General features: G+C 62.4%; 15 protein-coding genes. All 15 read right to left on the reverse strand.

Going from position 1 to position 15260, the window contains the following annotated elements; genetic code table 11:
• Positions 1-36: 36 nt before the first annotated feature.
• Complete coding sequence (locus HAV21_RS09030) at positions 37-843, reverse strand: septum formation initiator family protein (protein ID WP_166841453.1); 807 nt, start codon at positions 841-843, stop codon at positions 37-39.
• Positions 844-991: 148 nt separating this feature from the next.
• On the reverse strand, positions 992-2272 hold the full coding sequence (gene eno / locus HAV21_RS09035; protein WP_142939905.1) for a phosphopyruvate hydratase: 1281 nt from the start codon (positions 2270-2272) through the stop codon (positions 992-994).
• A 116-nt stretch (positions 2273-2388) separates the two neighbouring features.
• Positions 2389-3078 (reverse strand): MazG nucleotide pyrophosphohydrolase domain-containing protein, encoded by a 690-nt coding sequence (locus HAV21_RS09040; protein WP_166841454.1) that lies wholly within the window; start codon positions 3076-3078, stop codon positions 2389-2391.
• Positions 3056-4198: an adenosine deaminase gene (locus HAV21_RS09045; protein WP_142939907.1), complete on the reverse strand. Its 1143-nt coding sequence runs from the start codon at positions 4196-4198 to the stop codon at positions 3056-3058. The genes HAV21_RS09040 and HAV21_RS09045 overlap by 23 nt, the downstream gene beginning before the upstream one ends.
• A 28-nt stretch (positions 4199-4226) precedes the next feature.
• Positions 4227-4919: a DedA family protein gene (locus HAV21_RS09050; protein WP_142939973.1), complete on the reverse strand. Its 693-nt coding sequence runs from the start codon at positions 4917-4919 to the stop codon at positions 4227-4229.
• 192 nt (positions 4920-5111) lie between these two features.
• Positions 5112-5762, reverse strand: a complete 651-nt coding sequence (locus tag HAV21_RS09055; protein ID WP_142939908.1) for a DedA family protein — start codon at positions 5760-5762, stop codon at positions 5112-5114.
• Positions 5763-5851: 89 nt separating this feature from the next.
• Positions 5852-7162 carry a thymidine phosphorylase gene (locus HAV21_RS09060; protein WP_166841455.1) on the reverse strand — a complete coding sequence of 437 codons (1311 nt, stop codon included), beginning with the start codon at positions 7160-7162 and terminating at the stop codon, positions 5852-5854.
• Positions 7159-7563, reverse strand: coding sequence for a cytidine deaminase (locus HAV21_RS09065; RefSeq protein ID WP_142939910.1), 405 nt, complete (start codon positions 7561-7563; stop codon positions 7159-7161). Before HAV21_RS09065 ends, HAV21_RS09060 begins: the two co-directional genes overlap by 4 nt.
• Before the next feature lie 2 nt (positions 7564-7565).
• Complete coding sequence (locus tag HAV21_RS09070; RefSeq protein WP_166841456.1) at positions 7566-8855, reverse strand: ABC transporter permease; 1290 nt, start codon at positions 8853-8855, stop codon at positions 7566-7568.
• Positions 8852-10207, reverse strand: a complete 1356-nt coding sequence (locus tag HAV21_RS09075; RefSeq protein ID WP_166841457.1) for an ABC transporter permease — start codon at positions 10205-10207, stop codon at positions 8852-8854. Before HAV21_RS09075 ends, HAV21_RS09070 begins: the two co-directional genes overlap by 4 nt.
• Positions 10200-11717 carry an ABC transporter ATP-binding protein gene (locus HAV21_RS09080; RefSeq protein ID WP_142939913.1) on the reverse strand — a complete coding sequence of 506 codons (1518 nt, stop codon included), beginning with the start codon at positions 11715-11717 and terminating at the stop codon, positions 10200-10202. The genes HAV21_RS09075 and HAV21_RS09080 overlap by 8 nt, the downstream gene beginning before the upstream one ends.
• 134 nt (positions 11718-11851) lie before the next feature.
• Positions 11852-12919 carry a BMP family ABC transporter substrate-binding protein gene (locus HAV21_RS09085; RefSeq protein WP_166841658.1) on the reverse strand — a complete coding sequence of 356 codons (1068 nt, stop codon included), beginning with the start codon at positions 12917-12919 and terminating at the stop codon, positions 11852-11854.
• A 283-nt stretch (positions 12920-13202) separates the two neighbouring features.
• On the reverse strand, positions 13203-14222 hold the full coding sequence (locus tag HAV21_RS09090) for an NADP-dependent oxidoreductase (protein ID WP_142939914.1): 1020 nt from the start codon (positions 14220-14222) through the stop codon (positions 13203-13205).
• Entirely contained in the window at positions 14219-14650 is a 432-nt protein-coding gene (locus HAV21_RS09095; protein WP_142939915.1) for an organic hydroperoxide resistance protein, read from the reverse strand. The genes HAV21_RS09090 and HAV21_RS09095 overlap by 4 nt, the downstream gene beginning before the upstream one ends.
• A 54-nt stretch (positions 14651-14704) precedes the next feature.
• On the reverse strand, positions 14705-15139 hold the full coding sequence (locus tag HAV21_RS09100; protein ID WP_166841458.1) for a MarR family transcriptional regulator: 435 nt from the start codon (positions 15137-15139) through the stop codon (positions 14705-14707).
• Positions 15140-15260 lie beyond the last annotated feature (121 nt).

The raw sequence follows: 15260 nt of genomic DNA on the forward strand, positions 1-15260 counted from the left end.
CGTCCCATGCGGACACGACGGCGGCGGGCACCGCGTCTAGTCAGTTGCCGATCGTCTGATTGACTCCCAGAGAGCATCCACCCAGGGCAGATTCTCCGGGTTGGCCGACGATCCGGAGCCGGTGCGGCCACCCGGTGTGCCGGCGGCTTCTTCTCCCCCAAACACCCAGTAACCTGTTTCACCCGGCATAACCATGTTAATGCGGTCCCGGGCCTGTTGTTTCACGTAGTTGGGGTCCTGCCACCGGGATAGCTGTTTGTTCAGCTCAGTTTGCTCAGCCTTCCGCCCGGCAATTTCTGCCTCCAGCGCGGAAATTTCGGCACGTTTCTCCAGGAAAATCTTCACGGTGGGGGCCAGCAGGATAGTGATGGCAATCATCACCACGGCCAGCGCAAGCATCCGGCCGGAGAATGCTTTTGCCGGTACGGGATCGAGGTCGCGGTCTTCCTTGGCAGGGCCCGACTTTCCGGAGCCCTGGTCCTTGCCCGGAGATTTAGTGTCCACACCCTTGGATGTAGTCCCCGTTGGCTTCCTGCCGGCGGAGTTCTTGCCAGCGCCGGGGGCTTTGCTCCCCACCGCGGGAGTCGATGCGTTCGACGGTGCACGCTCGCCGCCAAACTCGGCCTTGATGACCTCCGCGCCCTTGGATCCAGCCTGGGATCCCTTGCCGGAGGCGACGTGGGAGCTTGCGCCTTCCCCGGACGGGCGGGAACCACTGGCGGATGGGCTACCACCGGAAGGTTGGCTACCACCGGGAGCTTGGCTGCCACCGGCGGGGCGGCTGCGGCTGGGCGTGCTGCCAAGGGCGTCGGCCCTGGGTACCTTTGGACGACGGGTGGCCATGACACTCCTGTAATGCCCGGTGCTTGCCTGGCGGGTTGCTGCGCTTGCTGTTGCTGACCTGGCCCGCGTTAAGCAGAACCGGAGTTAAACAGAACCGGCGGCCATGGTCTTTCCACCATAGCCACCGGTTAGCTGTTTTCGCTGAAGGCTAGCCCTTGAAACGCGGGAACGCGCTGCGGCCGGCGTAGCGTGCAGCGTCGTCGAGTTCTTCTTCGATGCGCAGCAGCTGGTTGTACTTGGCCACGCGCTCGGAGCGGGCCGGGGCACCGGTCTTGATCTGGCCCGCGTTGGTGGCAACCGCGATGTCAGCAATGGTGGTGTCCTCGGTTTCGCCGGAGCGGTGCGAGGTGATGGTGGTGTAACCGGAGCGCTGGGCCAGGGACACGGCGTCGAGCGTTTCGGTCAGGGAACCAATCTGGTTGACCTTGACCAGCAGGGAGTTGGCCGTGGCGGCGTCGATGCCCTGCTGCAGGCGGACCGGGTTGGTGACGAAGAGGTCATCGCCCACCAGCTGAACCTTGTCACCGATGGTGTCGGTGAGGGTCTTCCAGCCTTCCCAGTCGTTCTCATCCAGCGGGTCTTCGATGGAAACCAGCGGGTAGTCGGCAACGAGCTCAGCGTAGTAGGCGCTCATCTCGGTGGCGGAAAGTGCCTTGCCTTCGAACTGGTAGGCACCGTCCTTGTAGAACTCGGAGGATGCAACGTCCAGCGCAAGGGCGATGTCCGTTCCCGGGGTGTAGCCGGCGTTCTTGATGGCTTCGGTGATCAGGTCCAGTGCAGCGCGGTTGGACGGTAGGTTGGGGGCGAAACCACCTTCGTCGCCGAGGCCGGTGGAGAGGCCCTTTTCCTGAAGGACAGCCTTGAGGTTGTGGTAAACCTCAACGCCCCAGCGCAGGCCTTCGGAGAAGGTCTCGGCACCGATCGGGGCGATCATGAATTCCTGGATGTCCACATCGGAGTCGGCGTGCGAGCCGCCGTTGAGGATGTTCATCAGCGGAACGGGCAGCACGTGGGCGTTCGGGCCACCCAGGTACTTGTACAGCGGAAGGTCAGCAGAAGCTGCAGCAGCGTTGGCAACGGCCAGGGAGACACCCAGGATGGCGTTGGCGCCGAGCTTGCCCTTGTTGGGGGTGCCGTCCAGGTCGATCATGGCCTGGTCGATGCTGCGCTGGTCGGTGGCGTCGAAACCAATCAGGGCCGGGGAGATCTCGTCGATGACGGCGTCAACAGCCTTCTGGACACCCTTGCCGAGGTAACGGCCTTTGTCGCCATCGCGGAGTTCAACGGCTTCGTGCTCGCCGGTGGAGGCACCGGAAGGAACTGCTGCGCGGCCGATCTGGCCGTCGGAGAGCAGGACCTCAACTTCTACGGTCGGGTTTCCGCGGGAATCAAGGATCTCGCGTGCGTGGATGGCATCGATAAGCGCCATGGATGTGCTCCTTATGGGCAAATTACAGGAATGAGGAGGGAAATTCTCAACGTCCTCGTCGCTACTAGCGTAGTCCAGAGTGGCTTAGGTTACGGCACGGCTTCCAACTGTTCACGTCATGAAGGCCGCGCCTGGGTGTTCTGAAACGATCGAACAGCGGCACGGAGGGCCCGTTCGGCGTCGAGTCCTTGCTCCCGGGCGCCGGCAACGACGGCGAGCAGCAACGCGCCGAGCTCCTCTTCCGAGTCCGGGACGACAGGAAGTACGACGTCGGCCGAGCGGGTTCTGGTGTCAACCGGCAGAACTGCGCGGGCCGCCCGGTCCAGGGACTTCTGCGCCGCTGCCAACGCAGGAAGGTGCGGCGGGATGCCTTCGAAGGGATCTTTCCGCTCCGGCTTCTCGGCGCGTTTGGCGGCGTCCCACTTGATGATGATTTCCTCCACGCTGGCCGGAAAACTGTCCTGCAGGGATCCGTCGGCTTTGAAGACGTGCTGATTTCGCCGGACCATCTTGTCGTTGATTTCCCGGGCTACGTCCTCGAAGTCAAAACTGCCGCGCTCCTCGGCGAGCCGGGCGTGAAGTACTACTTGAAGCAGCACATCGCCCAGCTCGCCGCGGAGCTCGTGGTCCCTGTCGAGGGAGTCGCCGGCCTCAATCGAGTCCACCACTTCATAGGCTTCCTCGATCAAGTACTCAACCAGCGATTCGTGGGTCAGCGCACCCATCCAAGGGCAGTGCTCACGCAGGGCGGCAACGGTCCCCAGCAGCTCCGCCAGGCCGTTGTTAGCCGAGATTGGCGTAGGCATCGTTGATGTACTCAACCAAGGCTTCGCGCTCGTCCAAGGGCAGGAAAGCTGCTTCTGCGGCGTTGAGCGTCAGTTCGAGCAGGTCATCGAGGTCGTAATCGAAAGTTTCCACCAGGAGCTCAAACTCATCCGTCAGGGTCACACCGCTCATGAGGCGGTTGTCCGTGTTGATGGTGACGTTGAAGCCCAGCTGGAAGAGCATGTCCACCGGGTGGCTTTCAATGCCCTCGCCAAAGCCGGAAATGGCACCGGTCTGGAGGTTGGAGGAAGGGCAAATTTCCAAGGCAATTCCGCGGTCACGGACCCAAGCGGCCACGCTGCCGATAGTCACCATGCCGATGGTGTCCTCGCCGTCGTCGTCGGAGTTGTCCTCGAACTCCACCGAGATGTCCTCGGCGATCCGCACACCGTGGCCCAGGCGCAAGGCGCGCCCATCCACCAGGGCGGACTGGATGCTGTCCAATCCGGCGGCCTCACCGGCGTGGACTGTGGCCGGGAAGTTGTTCTCTGCCAGGTAGGTGAACGCGTCCTTGAAGCGGGAGGGCAGGAAGCCGTCCTCAGCGCCTGCAATGTCGAAGCCGACGGCGCCGTTGGCGCGGTGGCGGACAGCGAGCTCGGCGATTTCCTGACCGCGGTCGGCGTGCCGCATGGCAGTGATGAGCTGCCCTACCTGGATCTGCTGGCCGCGTTCTTCAGCGGATTCCATGCCTGCCTCGAGGCCGGTCTGCACCGCTTCCACAACCTCGTCCAAGGTCAGGCCCTGCTGCAGGTGCTGTTCAGGTGCCCAGCGGACTTCGCCGTACACCACGCCGTCCTCGGCCAGGTCTTCCACGAACTCCTTGGCGACCCGGAACAGGCCTTCCTTGGTCTGCATGACGGCCACGGTGTGGTCGAACGTTTCGAGGTAGCGAACCAGCGAACCGGAGTCGGCGGATTCACGGAACCATTCGCCCAGTGCCACGGGATCGGTGGAGGGCAGGGTGTGGCCGGCGGCTTCGGCCAGCTCGATGATGGTGGCCGGGCGGAGTCCTCCGTCCAGGTGATCGTGGAGGGAAACCTTGGGCAGGGACTTCAAATCGAAATCAAGGGCAGGGGCAGCGTCAAGAATAGGCTCAGTCACGTACTAACTGTAGGGGGACGGCAGATGCTTAGCCAGCGGGTTTGGAGAGGTCGACGCCGGCGGCTGCCTTTTGCGACAAATCCGACGGTTCTGCTGCGGGCACCGCAGCCTCTGCAGCCGCTTCACGGGCGGCATCCTTCTTCTCAAGGTACTTGTGCCACCAACGCAGGGCGTGATCGACCACAATTCCCAGGATCACGGCAAACGCGACGGCGATCCCCACGCCCAGCAATGGATTGTTGTGGACCCATTGACCCGCCAGCAAGCCAATGCCGATGGAATACGCAACCCAGGTGATGCACGCGAAAGCGTCCAGCCAGAAGAAAGTGCGGTGGCGGAAACCGGTTTGTCCGGCAACGTAGTTCACAGCTACGCGACCCCAAGGGATGTACCGGGCCGTGAAGATAAGGACCGCGCCGCGCTTGTCCAACTCGTACTGCGCCCAGGCAAACATCTTCTGGACCTTGGGCCTGCGCATCCACTTCCAGCGGGTGAGGCCGATTTTCCGGCCCAGCATGTAGGCCATATTGTCCCCGGCCATGGCGCCCACCAGTGCGGTGGCTCCCAGAATCCAGAGGTTGGGTTCTCCGCTGTGAAGGGACAGCGCCGAGAGGCCAACAATGGCTGTTTCGCTGGGAAGGATGGTGGCAAATCCGTCAATGAAGAAGAAGACCAGGAGTACCGGGTATATCCAGGGCTGCCCGGCTGCATGCTCGAGCATTTGGTTCAAAAACTCCACGCGACGGTAGCTCCTAGACGAGTATGACTTGACGATGTGACCGAAGTCGCTCTAGTGTCCCACGGCCGGGACGTCGTTCGCTACGTCCCAGCCAAGGGATCACACGCTTAACGCTATAGGTGCTGATAAGGTGCCGTCGTCAACCGCCGGGCTGATCTTCCGGGGCAGGAAGCGTCATACCGTGGGTGGAGTCGGGGCGTCTTCCTCCGGGATGTTTTTGCCGTCCAAGGGAACCGATCCCCGGACTTTACTGATGATCCGATCAATGATGATTCCCAGGATCACGGCCACAACGATCGCTATGACGGCGCCCAGCAGATGGTTGTCCTCGAACCAGACACCAAAGAAGTAGCCAAGGATCACCGAATACGTGGCCCAGAGGACGGCGGACATGGCAGTGAGGGCCACGAAGCGTCGGTGGTGGAAATGCGTGGCGCCGGCTGTCAGGTTCACAGCCACCCTGCCAATGGGGATGAAGCGGGCCACCATGATGAGCGAGGCCGACCGCCGTCGAAGTTCCTTGCCTGCCCAACGGAAGGCGCCCTGCATCCGCTGCGTGCGCATCCAACGCCAGCGCTGGATGCCGATGCGTCGGCCGATGATATACGCAATGTTGTCGCCGGAGAACGCTCCCAGGGCTGCCATCAAACCCAGCAGCCACACGTTGGGCGAGCCGCTGCTTCCGGAGACGGCGCTCAGGCCCACCACCACGGATTCGCTGGGGATGGGCGGGAAGAAGCCATCAATGACACAGCAGGCCAGCACCAGGAACAACACCCATGGCTGCTCGGCTGCTGCGAGGATGAAATCGTTGATGCCCTGCACGGTTTCCTTACGGTAGCCGGCTCCCGCACAGGCGCCGGATGACTGGTGTTCCGGGCTGTTCCGTGGGGAACAGCCCGGAACACTTAAGCCTAGGCGATGCGGTCGATGATGAGCTGATGCGCCGGGCGTGAACCCTCGGGCGCGATCACTACGGCGTCCTGCAGCGCTTCCTTGGCCCGTGCGAACTTCTCCGGGGTGTCCGTCAGGAGCGTCATCAAGGGCTCTCCCGCACGGACCAGCGCACCGGGCTTGGCGTGCATCCGCACTCCCGCGCCGGCCTGCACCTGGTCTTCCTTGCGGGCACGGCCGGCGCCGAGGCGCCAGGCGGCGACACCGACGGAAAGCGCATCCAGTTCCACCAGGACACCGTCTGCGGGTGCGTAAATAACCTCGGATTCCCTGGCCACGGGCAGAGCGGCCCGGGGATCTCCCCCTTGTGCTTCGATCATCCGGTTCCAGACGTCCATGGCACGGCCGTCCTTCAAAGCAGCTGCGGGGTCGGCGTCGTGGATGCCGGCACCGGCCAGCATCTCCTCGGCCAAGCGGACGGTCAGTTCGACGACATCTTCCGGACCCCCGCCGGCAAGGACCTCCACCGATTCCTCCACTTCGATCGCGTTTCCCGCGGTCAATCCCAACGGCGTGGACATATCCGTCATCAGAGCGACAGTGTGCACACCTGCGTCCTTGCCCAGGGCCACCATGGTCTCGGCAAGTTCCCGGGCACGGGCTTCGTCCTTCATGAACGCTCCCGAACCCACCTTGACGTCCAGCACCAGGGAGCCCGTTCCTTCGGCGATCTTCTTGCTCATGATCGAGGAAGCGATGAGCGGGATGGCTTCAACAGTTCCGGTGACATCACGCAAGGCATAGAGCTTCTTGTCCGCCGGAGCGAGCCCGGAGCCTGCGGCGCAAATGACCGCACCCACGTCCTGGAGCTGGGCCATGATTTCGTCGTTGCTCAGGTTGGCCCTCCACCCGGGAATGGCTTCAAGCTTGTCCAGTGTGCCGCCCGTGTGGCCCAGTCCGCGGCCCGAGAGCTGCGAGACCGCCACGCCAAAAACGGCTACCAGCGGGGCCAGCGGAAGGGTGATCTTATCCCCCACCCCACCGGTGGAGTGTTTGTCGCTGGTAGCCTTCCGGCCGCCGTCGGGCGTTGTCAGCGACGAAAAGTCCATCCGCTCGCCCGAGGCGATCATGGCGGAAGTCCAGCGGGAAATCTCAGCACGGTCCATGCCGTTGAGCAGAATGGCCATGTTCAGTGCCGCCATCTGTTCCTCGGCGATCACCCCGCGGGTGTAAGCGTCTATGGTCCAGTCGATCTGCTCGGGAGTGAGCGTGCCCTTGTCGCGCTTGATGGAAATGATCTGGACGGCGTCGAAGGCTTCGGTGCTGGTCACGTGGTTTCCTCCAGATGTTCAGGACCAAACGCATCAGGCAGCACCTGGTCCATGGATTTGATTCCCTGAGTTGTCATGAGCTGCATTCCGGGTGCCCTGAATTCGTAGAGCAACTGGCGGCAGCGCCCGCACGGCATGAGGATATTTCCTTGGCCGTCCACGCAATAAAACGCGGCGATCCTGCCACCGCCGGTCATGTGAAGCTGGCCCACCAGTGCGCATTCGGCACACAGGGTCAGGCCGTAGCTGGCGTTCTCCACGTTGCAGCCACTGACGATCCGGCCATCCTCGGTGAGGGCCGCAGCCCCCACCGGGAACTTCGAGTAGGGCGCGTAGGCGTTCTTCATGGCCTGCTGGGCTGCCGCCTCCAGCGTCTGCCAGTCAATATCATTTGCGGGCATCGTCAACCCTTCACGTACGGTATGCCGCTTGCGGCCGGTGGCCGCGACTTACCCACCAAACCCGCGACGGCGAAGATGGTCACCAAGTACGGCAGCATGGCCATGAACTGGCTCGGAACCGGGGTACCAATGATGCCAAGGATCGACTGCAGGTTGTAGGCGAAGCCGAACAGCAGCGAAGCCAGGAAGGCTCCAATCGGATTCCAGCGGCCAAAGATCAACGCAGCCAAGGCAATGAAGCCGCGGCCACCGGAGATGTCCTTGGTGAAAGAGTCGATGGTCACCAGGGTGAAAACAGCGCCACCGATACCCGCGATGGCACCACCCAAGGTGACGTTCCAGAAGCGGGTGGCGTTGACGTTGATACCCAGGGTGTCAGCAGCCTGCGGGTGCTCGCCCACGGCGCGGACACGCAGTCCCCAGCGGGTCTTGAACAAACCGAACCACACCACGGCCACGGCAATGTACATGAGGTAACCAGCGATGGACTGCTCGAACAGGATGGGCCCGATAATGGGGATGTCCGAAAGCAGCGGGATCGGCAGGATATCCAGACGTCCCGGGGTGTTGAACTGTTCCTTGTTGGGCACCATCAAGGTCCCATACAGGAAGCCGGTCAGGCCCGAGACCAGCACATTGAGGACCACGCCCACGATGATCTGGTTGACCAGGTACTTGATGCTGAAAACAGCAAGGACCATGGACACGGCAGCACCGGCAGCAGCTGCTGCGATCAGCCCGATGTAAGGGCTTCCCGTCATGGTGGCCACCAGCGCGGCGGTGAAGGCACCACCCAAAAGCTGGCCTTCAATGGCGATGTTCACCACGCCCACACGTTCACAGAGCACGCCTGAGAGGGAACCGAAAACCAAAGGCACCGCCAGCGTTACTGAACCGGCAACGAGGCCGGCCAACGAGATGGAGGGTTGGCGTGCGCCTGCCACGATCCAGACGAGCAGTGCAAAGACAAAGACCACGGCGAACGCTATGGGCAGCCACTTGGGTGACCGCTCCCCCTGGGTCCAGAGGTAAATCGAGTAGGCGGCCATGGCCAGGAGCAGAATGCCGAAGACGATCCCGCCCACCTGGCCGGGAATCATGAGAGCCGGCACAGCGACGGCGTCCCCGGCGTCGCTGATTTTCATCTCGGCGGTTTGGTCCGAGCCCAGGAAGCCGAAGAAGACCAGGGCTACAAGGGCCAGGATGCCCAAGGACAGGGGGACCTTCATGGAAGGCCTGAAGGCGGGCAAAGTGGTGGATCCCGGCTTCGGAGCGGTGGTTGTCGCGCTCATTTGGCACCTCCGGAGGCGTTGGCGAGGGCAGCCTTGGGAGCCGCTTTGGATGTCTTGGCCTTCTTCTTGGGCTCAAGGCGGAAGATGGACCTGATCAGTGGCGGTGCTGCGATGAAGAGGACAATCAGGGACTGGACCACCAACACGATGTCGATGGGCGTTCCGGTCTGGATCTGCATCTGCACCGCGCCAGCACGGAAGGCACCGAACAGCAGGCCGGCGAAGAACGTGCCCCACGGCGTACTGCGGCCCAGCAACGCAACAGTGATCGCGTCAAAACCGATCTGGGCAGCGACGCCACCGGTCAGCACCTTCTCGGTACCGGCCACCTGGGCGATGCCACCAAACGCGGCAAGCGCACCTGCCATGGCCATGACAAGGATGGTGGCGCGGGATACCTTCACGCCAGCCGTCCGCGCTGCGATGGGGTTCGCCCCTACGGCGCGGAATTCGAAGCCGATGGTGGATCGGTTCAGCAGCCACCACACGCCAAAGGTCAGCGCAATGGCTATCAGGAAGCCAAGGTGGAGCCGGGATCCCGGAATGAGGACGGGGTAGGTGGCGGACTCGTCCAGGCGGGGCGAGATGGGGCTGTTGTCCCCGGGCCGCCGGAACGCAGCCGTATTCAGGAGGAAGTCCAGCAGGAACAGGGCCACGTAGTTCAGCATGATGGTCACGATCACCTCGTGCGCACCGGTCCTGGCCTTGAGGATTCCGACGATTGCGCCCCAGAGTGCACCGCCCAGGACGCCCATAATGATGACCACCAGCAGGTGCAGCCCGAACGGCAGGTGCCAGGCGAACCCGACATACGCCGCGAGGGTTGCACTGATGATGATCTGGCCTTGGGCGCCGATGTTGAACAGGCCGGCACGGAAGGCCAGGGCAACACCCAGCCCCGCGCAAATGAGGGGTGTAGCCACCGTCATGGTTTCGAGCAGGGGCTGCAGTCCCTGCCGGGGGTTGAAGACCGAGCCCTGGAAGAGCGCAACGTAGCTCTCGGTCATGGCTGACCACAACGCACTGAGGAAGTCCGTGGGCCTCGCGAACAAGTAGCCCGCAGTCTTGGCGACCTGCGCATCCGTGCTGGCGATCAGCAGGCCACCCAGGAACAGCGCCACGATGACCGCAAGGACGGAGACGAATCCGTTCCCCATGACGATCCGGCGGACTACGCTGCCCTGGTGCGTACCAGCGTCCCCGCTTTGGGAGGACACCGGCACGATGGAGGGCTCCATCGCGCCCCCTGCGGTATCGAGTGAGACATCTGCGGCCCGGAGATCAGCGGTGGATTGGTCCTCAGCTGGCTGGGCCGGATTTTGCTCGTTGTTGGACTGGTTGTTCTCAGTCATCGGAGCCTCCTTCAGGGCCGACGCCGGCCATCATCAAGCCAAGGGTGTCGCGGGGCGTTCCACCCGGGACGATGCCCACGAGTTTGCCCTTGTAGAGCACTGCAATCCGGTCGGCGAGTTCAACCACTTCATCAAGCTCAGTGGAGACGATCATGACCGGCGTTCCGACGTCGCGCTCGGCCACGATGCGCTTATGCAGGAATTCGATGGACCCTACGTCCACGCCGCGGGTCGGTTGACTGGCAATGAACAACCGCAGTGGCCTGGACAATTCACGGGCCATCACCACTTTTTGCTGGTTGCCACCGGACAACGTTCCCGCAGCAGCCCCGGCAGAGGGAGTGCGGATGTCGAACTCGTCGATTTTTGCCTTGGCGTTTTCCATCACCTTGGCAGGTTTCATGCCAATTCCGCTGGCAAAAGGTGCCTGGTCGTAGAGGTCCAGGATCAGGTTCTCTGCCACCGAGAAAGGACCCACCAGTCCATCGACGGTCCGGTCTTCCGGGACGAAACCCACGCCCGAGCGCAGGACATCCTTGACTGGAAGGCCCAGCAATTGCTTGCCGTCCAGCGTCACTGAACCTGTGACGTGCTCCTGCACGCCAAGGATGGCTTCGGTGAGTTCGGTTTGCCCGTTGCCCTGGACACCGGCGACGGCGAGAATCTCGCCTTGGGCGATGGAGAAACTGATTCCGTCCACCACATTGGTTCCGTTGGCGGCACGGACCGTGAGGTTTTCGACCACAAAGGTGGTTTCCTTCGGCTGTGCCGGGGCCTTGTTCAGGCTCAGGCTCACCGGGCGGCCCACCATCATGGAGGCCAGTTCAGTGGCTGAGGCCGTGGGTGGCGCGTCACCCACCACTTTGCCGCGGCGGACCACGGTAATGACGTCGGAGACAGCTTTTACTTCGCGCAGTTTGTGCGAGATGAACACAATCGATGTGCCGCCGGCCTTGAGCTGACGCATGATGTCCAGGAGTTCATCGGTTTCCTGAGGCGTCAGCACAGCAGTGGGTTCGTCCAGAATCAGGACCTTGGCTTCGCGCACCAGAGCTTTGATGATTTCCACGCGCTGCTGGACGCCCACTGGCAGTTCCTCCACCAAGGCATCGGGATCGACGTCGAACCCGTATTTATCGGAGATTTCCCGGATTTTCTTGCGGGTCTCCTCAATGCTCAGCACACCGCCGAATGTGGTTGGTTCGGCTCCGAGTGCCACATTTTCTGCCACGGTGAAGACGGGAACCAGCATGAAGTGCTGGTGCACCATGCCGATGCCGGCTGCCATGGCGTCGCCGGGTCCACGGAAGGTGACCGGTTGGTCGTCCACCAGGATCTGGCCTGCTGTGGGCTCATACAGCCCGTACAGCACGTTCATGAGGGTTGACTTGCCGGCACCGTTTTCACCGAGGAGGCAATGGATCTGGCCGGATTCGACCACGAGGTCGATGTCTTGGTTGGCGTAGAAGGTCCCGAAGGCTTTCGAGATCCCCTTCAATTCGAGTTTCACAACTCCCACCGTTCTGTGAGTCCGAGGGACAGCCGAACAGCTCCAAAGCCACGAGCTTTGGGTTCAGCCTAGTCAGGGCAAAAACGCGCCGCCAGTACCGGGGCTCGGTACTGGCGGCGCGTCCAGGAATTGAATTATTTCTTGGGGCTCGCTGCCGATTCGACAACCAGCTTGCCGGAGACGATGTCCGCCTTGAGAGCATCGAGCTCGGACTTGGTCTCTGCGGTGACAGCGGAGTCGAAGTCGTGGAACGGAGCGATGGCAACGCCATCGTTCTCCAGGGTGCCCACGTAGGCTGCGTTGTTGAACTTGCCTTCGGTATCGTCCTTGACCACTGCTTCGACGGCTTCGCCCATCTGCTTGACCACGGAGGTCAGCATCAGGTCCTTGTACTCAGGAGCGGTCAGGTAGCCATCGGAGTCAACCCAGATGAGCTTGACGTCCTTGCCGGCAGCCTTGGCTTCCTTCAGCGCAGCACCGGCACCCTTGCCCACCGGTCCGGCCACGGGCATGATGATGTCCGCGCCCTGGTCCAACAGGTTGATGGTGACCTGCTTGCCGGTGTCCTGCTTCTCGAAGTCGCCCGTGAAGGAGCCATCCTGGGTGGTCTTGTCCCAGCCGACTACCTGGACAGTCTTGTTTTTGGCCTTGTTGTAGGCCTGAACACCGTCGTAGAAGCCATCCATGAAGATGGTGACCGTGGGGATCTTAATACCGCCGAAGGTACCTACCTTGCCGGTCTTGGTGGTGGCCGCGGCCGCATATCCTGCGAGGTAGGCCGCCTGTGCCGTGTCATAGACAATCGGCTTGACGTTGGCGATCGGGGTCTCGTACGTGTAGTCCACGATCGCGAAGTGCTTGTCCGTGTTCTTCTCCGCGGCGGCCTTGGTGGCGTCGCCCAGGAGGAAGCCCACCGTCACGGTGAGGTTGCAACCGGCCGAGATCATGCCGTTCAGGTTGGTCTCGAAATCGCTGTTGGCCTTGGATTCGGCCGACTTTACGGTGATGCCGAGGTCGGTTTCAGCCTTCTTGAGGCCCTCGAAGGAGGACTGGTTGAAGGACTGGTCATCGAATCCGCCGGAGTCAGAGACGATGCAACCCACAAAGTCGCTCTTGGTGGCCGTGCCGGAGCCGGCGTCGGGAGCCTGGCCACAGCTGGTCAGCAGGAGCGCGGCTGCACCGAGGGTGGCAACACCGGCCATTGAACCGCGCTTCAGGGTGGCACGCAGTGGTTTCTTCAATTTTCCTCCAGGAAGAAAGTGATGGCGCTACGACGGATGGTCAATGAGTGTCCGTTTCCTATACCTGAGGCAGAAACTCTGTTTTCACTGATGCTCGCAGCTGCGCCGAAGCGCATTGATGAAACCAACACTAGTGGCCTGGAACACACCCAGCTACCACAAATGATCCCTCCAGGTCAGATTGTTGACCTTTTGTTACCAAGCAGTAGCCGGGTGCGCAAGTCACATGGCGCTTGGCTCTGAATTAGAGCCGGACCAGCATCTTGCCGGTGTTGGCACCGTCCAGAAGGTCCATGAATGCCTGCGGCGCATTCTCCAGACCGTCAACGATCGTCTCGTCATAGCTCACTGAGCCATCGGCCAACCAGCCGGCCATCTTCTGGGCGAACTCGGCAGCGTGCTGACGCTGGCCGCCCACCAGGAATCCGCGCATGGTCAGCTGCTTGCCGATTGCCTGCATGAGGTTGCGGGGAGCTGCGGGAGGCTCGGTGGAGTTGTACTGTGCGATCGCACCGCACATGGCAATGCGCCCGCCCACAGTCAAGGTTGCCAACGCAGCCTCAAGGTGCTCGCCACCAACGTTGTCGAAGTACACGTCGATCCCGCGCTCCCCTGCTGCTTCACGCAGCTGGTCAAGGACCGGACCATCGTTGTAGTTGAAGGCGGCGTCGAAGCCGAGCTCCAGCAGGCGGGCAACCTTTTCCGGCGATCCGGCACTGCCGATGACCCTGGAAGCGCCCATGGCCTTGGCAATCTGGCCCACCATGGAACCCACGGCACCTGCGGCGCCGGAGACGAACACAACTTCGCCTTCCTTGAACTCCGCCACTTTGAGCAGACCGGAGTAGGCAGTGAGGCCGGTCATGCCCAAGGCGCCAAGGAACGCGGAGGTGGGAGCAAGCCCACTGGGGACCGGGGTGGTGGCTGCGGCATCCACTACTGCGTGCTCGCGCCATCCGAGTGAATGCACGACGACGTCACCCACCTTGTGCGCGTCCGAACGGGACGCGATCACCTCGCCCACTGCACCGCCGTCGAGCGCTGCATCGATCTGGAACGGAGCCGAGTACGACTTGACGTCGTTCATGCGCCCACGCATGTAGGGGTCAACGGACATGAATTGGTTCTTGACCAGGATCTGTCCGTCGCCGAGCTCAGGCAGCTGGGCCTGGGTGAGCCGGAAGTTATCTGCCACCGGGCGGCCCTTGGGGCGGGAAGCCAGCTGAATTTCGCGGGTTTCTACGGGCATGGAAACGGCGCTCATGCTGCGAACTCCACGAGCTTGAGGTCTACGGCCATGTTGCCGCGCGTGGCGTTGGAGTAAGGGCACACCTGGTGCGCTTTGTGCATGAGTTGCTCAGCCGTCTCGCGGTCCAGGGCAGGCAGGGCGATTTCCAGTTCGGCAGCGAGGCCGAAGCCTTCGCTGTCGGTCAGCGGGCCGATGTGGATCCTGGCGGCGACGGCCGAATCGGTCAGGTCAACGCGCTCCTTACGCCCTACCAACCGCAAGGCGGAGTGGAAGCAGGCTGCGTAACCGGCGGCGAAGAGCTGCTCCGGATTGGTGCCTTCGCCGTTTCCGCCGAGCTCCTTGGGGCTGGCAAGTGCGACATCCAGCTTGCCATCATTGGTGCGGGCGTTGCCGTCGCGGCCTTCGCCGGAGGCCAGTGCCTCAGCAGTGTAGAGAGTCTTCATGGTGTTTCCGTTCTCTTAGGGAAGGGATGTCCCGGGATTTTCCGGGAGGTCTGTTCAGAGTGAGCTGTTCAGCGCTGCCGTGAGCTTGCCGAGCGTGGCGTGCAGCTGCCCGATTTCCTCGGCCGAGAGGCCGGCAGCGTCAGCGAGGCGCTGGGGTACAGCCTGGGCGTTGGCGCTCAACGCGGTGCCTGCGTCGGTCAGGACTACATCCACCCGGCGCTCATCCTCGGCCGAGCGGTGGCGTTCCACCAGTCCCATGGCCTCCAGGCGCTTGAGCAGGGGGGACAACGTTCCGGAATCCAAGCCCAGTTCCGAACCAAGGTCACGGACACTCCGTGGCTCCTGCTCCCAGAGGACCAGCATCACCAGGTACTGCGGATAGGTCAGGCCGAGCTCCTCCAGCACGGGGCGGTAGACCGCCGTCGCCGCTTTGGACGCCGAGTACAGCGCAAAGCAGACCTGATGGCGGAGGCGGGGTGCATCACTCATGACTAAAACGATAGTGCACAATTCAATTGTGCACAACTCATCTCATCCACAAGAACCCAACTGAGGCAGTTAAGCGCGTTTTGAGGGGTCAAAACGCGCTTAACTGCGGACTTAGTTGGGT

The organism is Paenarthrobacter sp. MSM-2-10-13 (assembly GCF_011605365.1).
In the GTDB taxonomy this organism is placed as follows: domain Bacteria; phylum Actinomycetota; class Actinomycetes; order Actinomycetales; family Micrococcaceae; genus Arthrobacter.

Excerpts from the sequence above, each read along its gene's own strand:
- HAV21_RS09075 (WP_166841457.1), bottom strand. The coding sequence starts at position 10,207 with ATGACTGAGAACAACCAGTCCAACAACGAGCAAAATCCGGCCCAGCCA.
- HAV21_RS09040 (WP_166841454.1), bottom strand. The coding sequence starts at position 3,078 with ATGCCTACGCCAATCTCGGCTAACAACGGCCTGGCGGAGCTGCTGGGG.
- HAV21_RS09070 (WP_166841456.1), bottom strand. The coding sequence starts at position 8,855 with ATGAGCGCGACAACCACCGCTCCGAAGCCGGGATCCACCACTTTGCCC.
- HAV21_RS09085 (WP_166841658.1), bottom strand. The coding sequence starts at position 12,919 with ATGGCCGGTGTTGCCACCCTCGGTGCAGCCGCGCTCCTGCTGACCAGC.
- HAV21_RS09050 (WP_142939973.1), bottom strand. The coding sequence starts at position 4,919 with ATGCTCGAGCATGCAGCCGGGCAGCCCTGGATATACCCGGTACTCCTG.
- eno (WP_142939905.1), bottom strand. The coding sequence starts at position 2,272 with ATGGCGCTTATCGATGCCATCCACGCACGCGAGATCCTTGATTCCCGC.
- HAV21_RS09065 (WP_142939910.1), bottom strand. The coding sequence starts at position 7,563 with ATGCCCGCAAATGATATTGACTGGCAGACGCTGGAGGCGGCAGCCCAG.
- HAV21_RS09095 (WP_142939915.1), bottom strand. The coding sequence starts at position 14,650 with ATGAAGACTCTCTACACTGCTGAGGCACTGGCCTCCGGCGAAGGCCGC.
- HAV21_RS09090 (WP_142939914.1), bottom strand. The coding sequence starts at position 14,222 with ATGAGCGCCGTTTCCATGCCCGTAGAAACCCGCGAAATTCAGCTGGCT.
- HAV21_RS09100 (WP_166841458.1), bottom strand. The coding sequence starts at position 15,139 with ATGAGTGATGCACCCCGCCTCCGCCATCAGGTCTGCTTTGCGCTGTAC.
- HAV21_RS09030 (WP_166841453.1), bottom strand. The coding sequence starts at position 843 with ATGGCCACCCGTCGTCCAAAGGTACCCAGGGCCGACGCCCTTGGCAGC.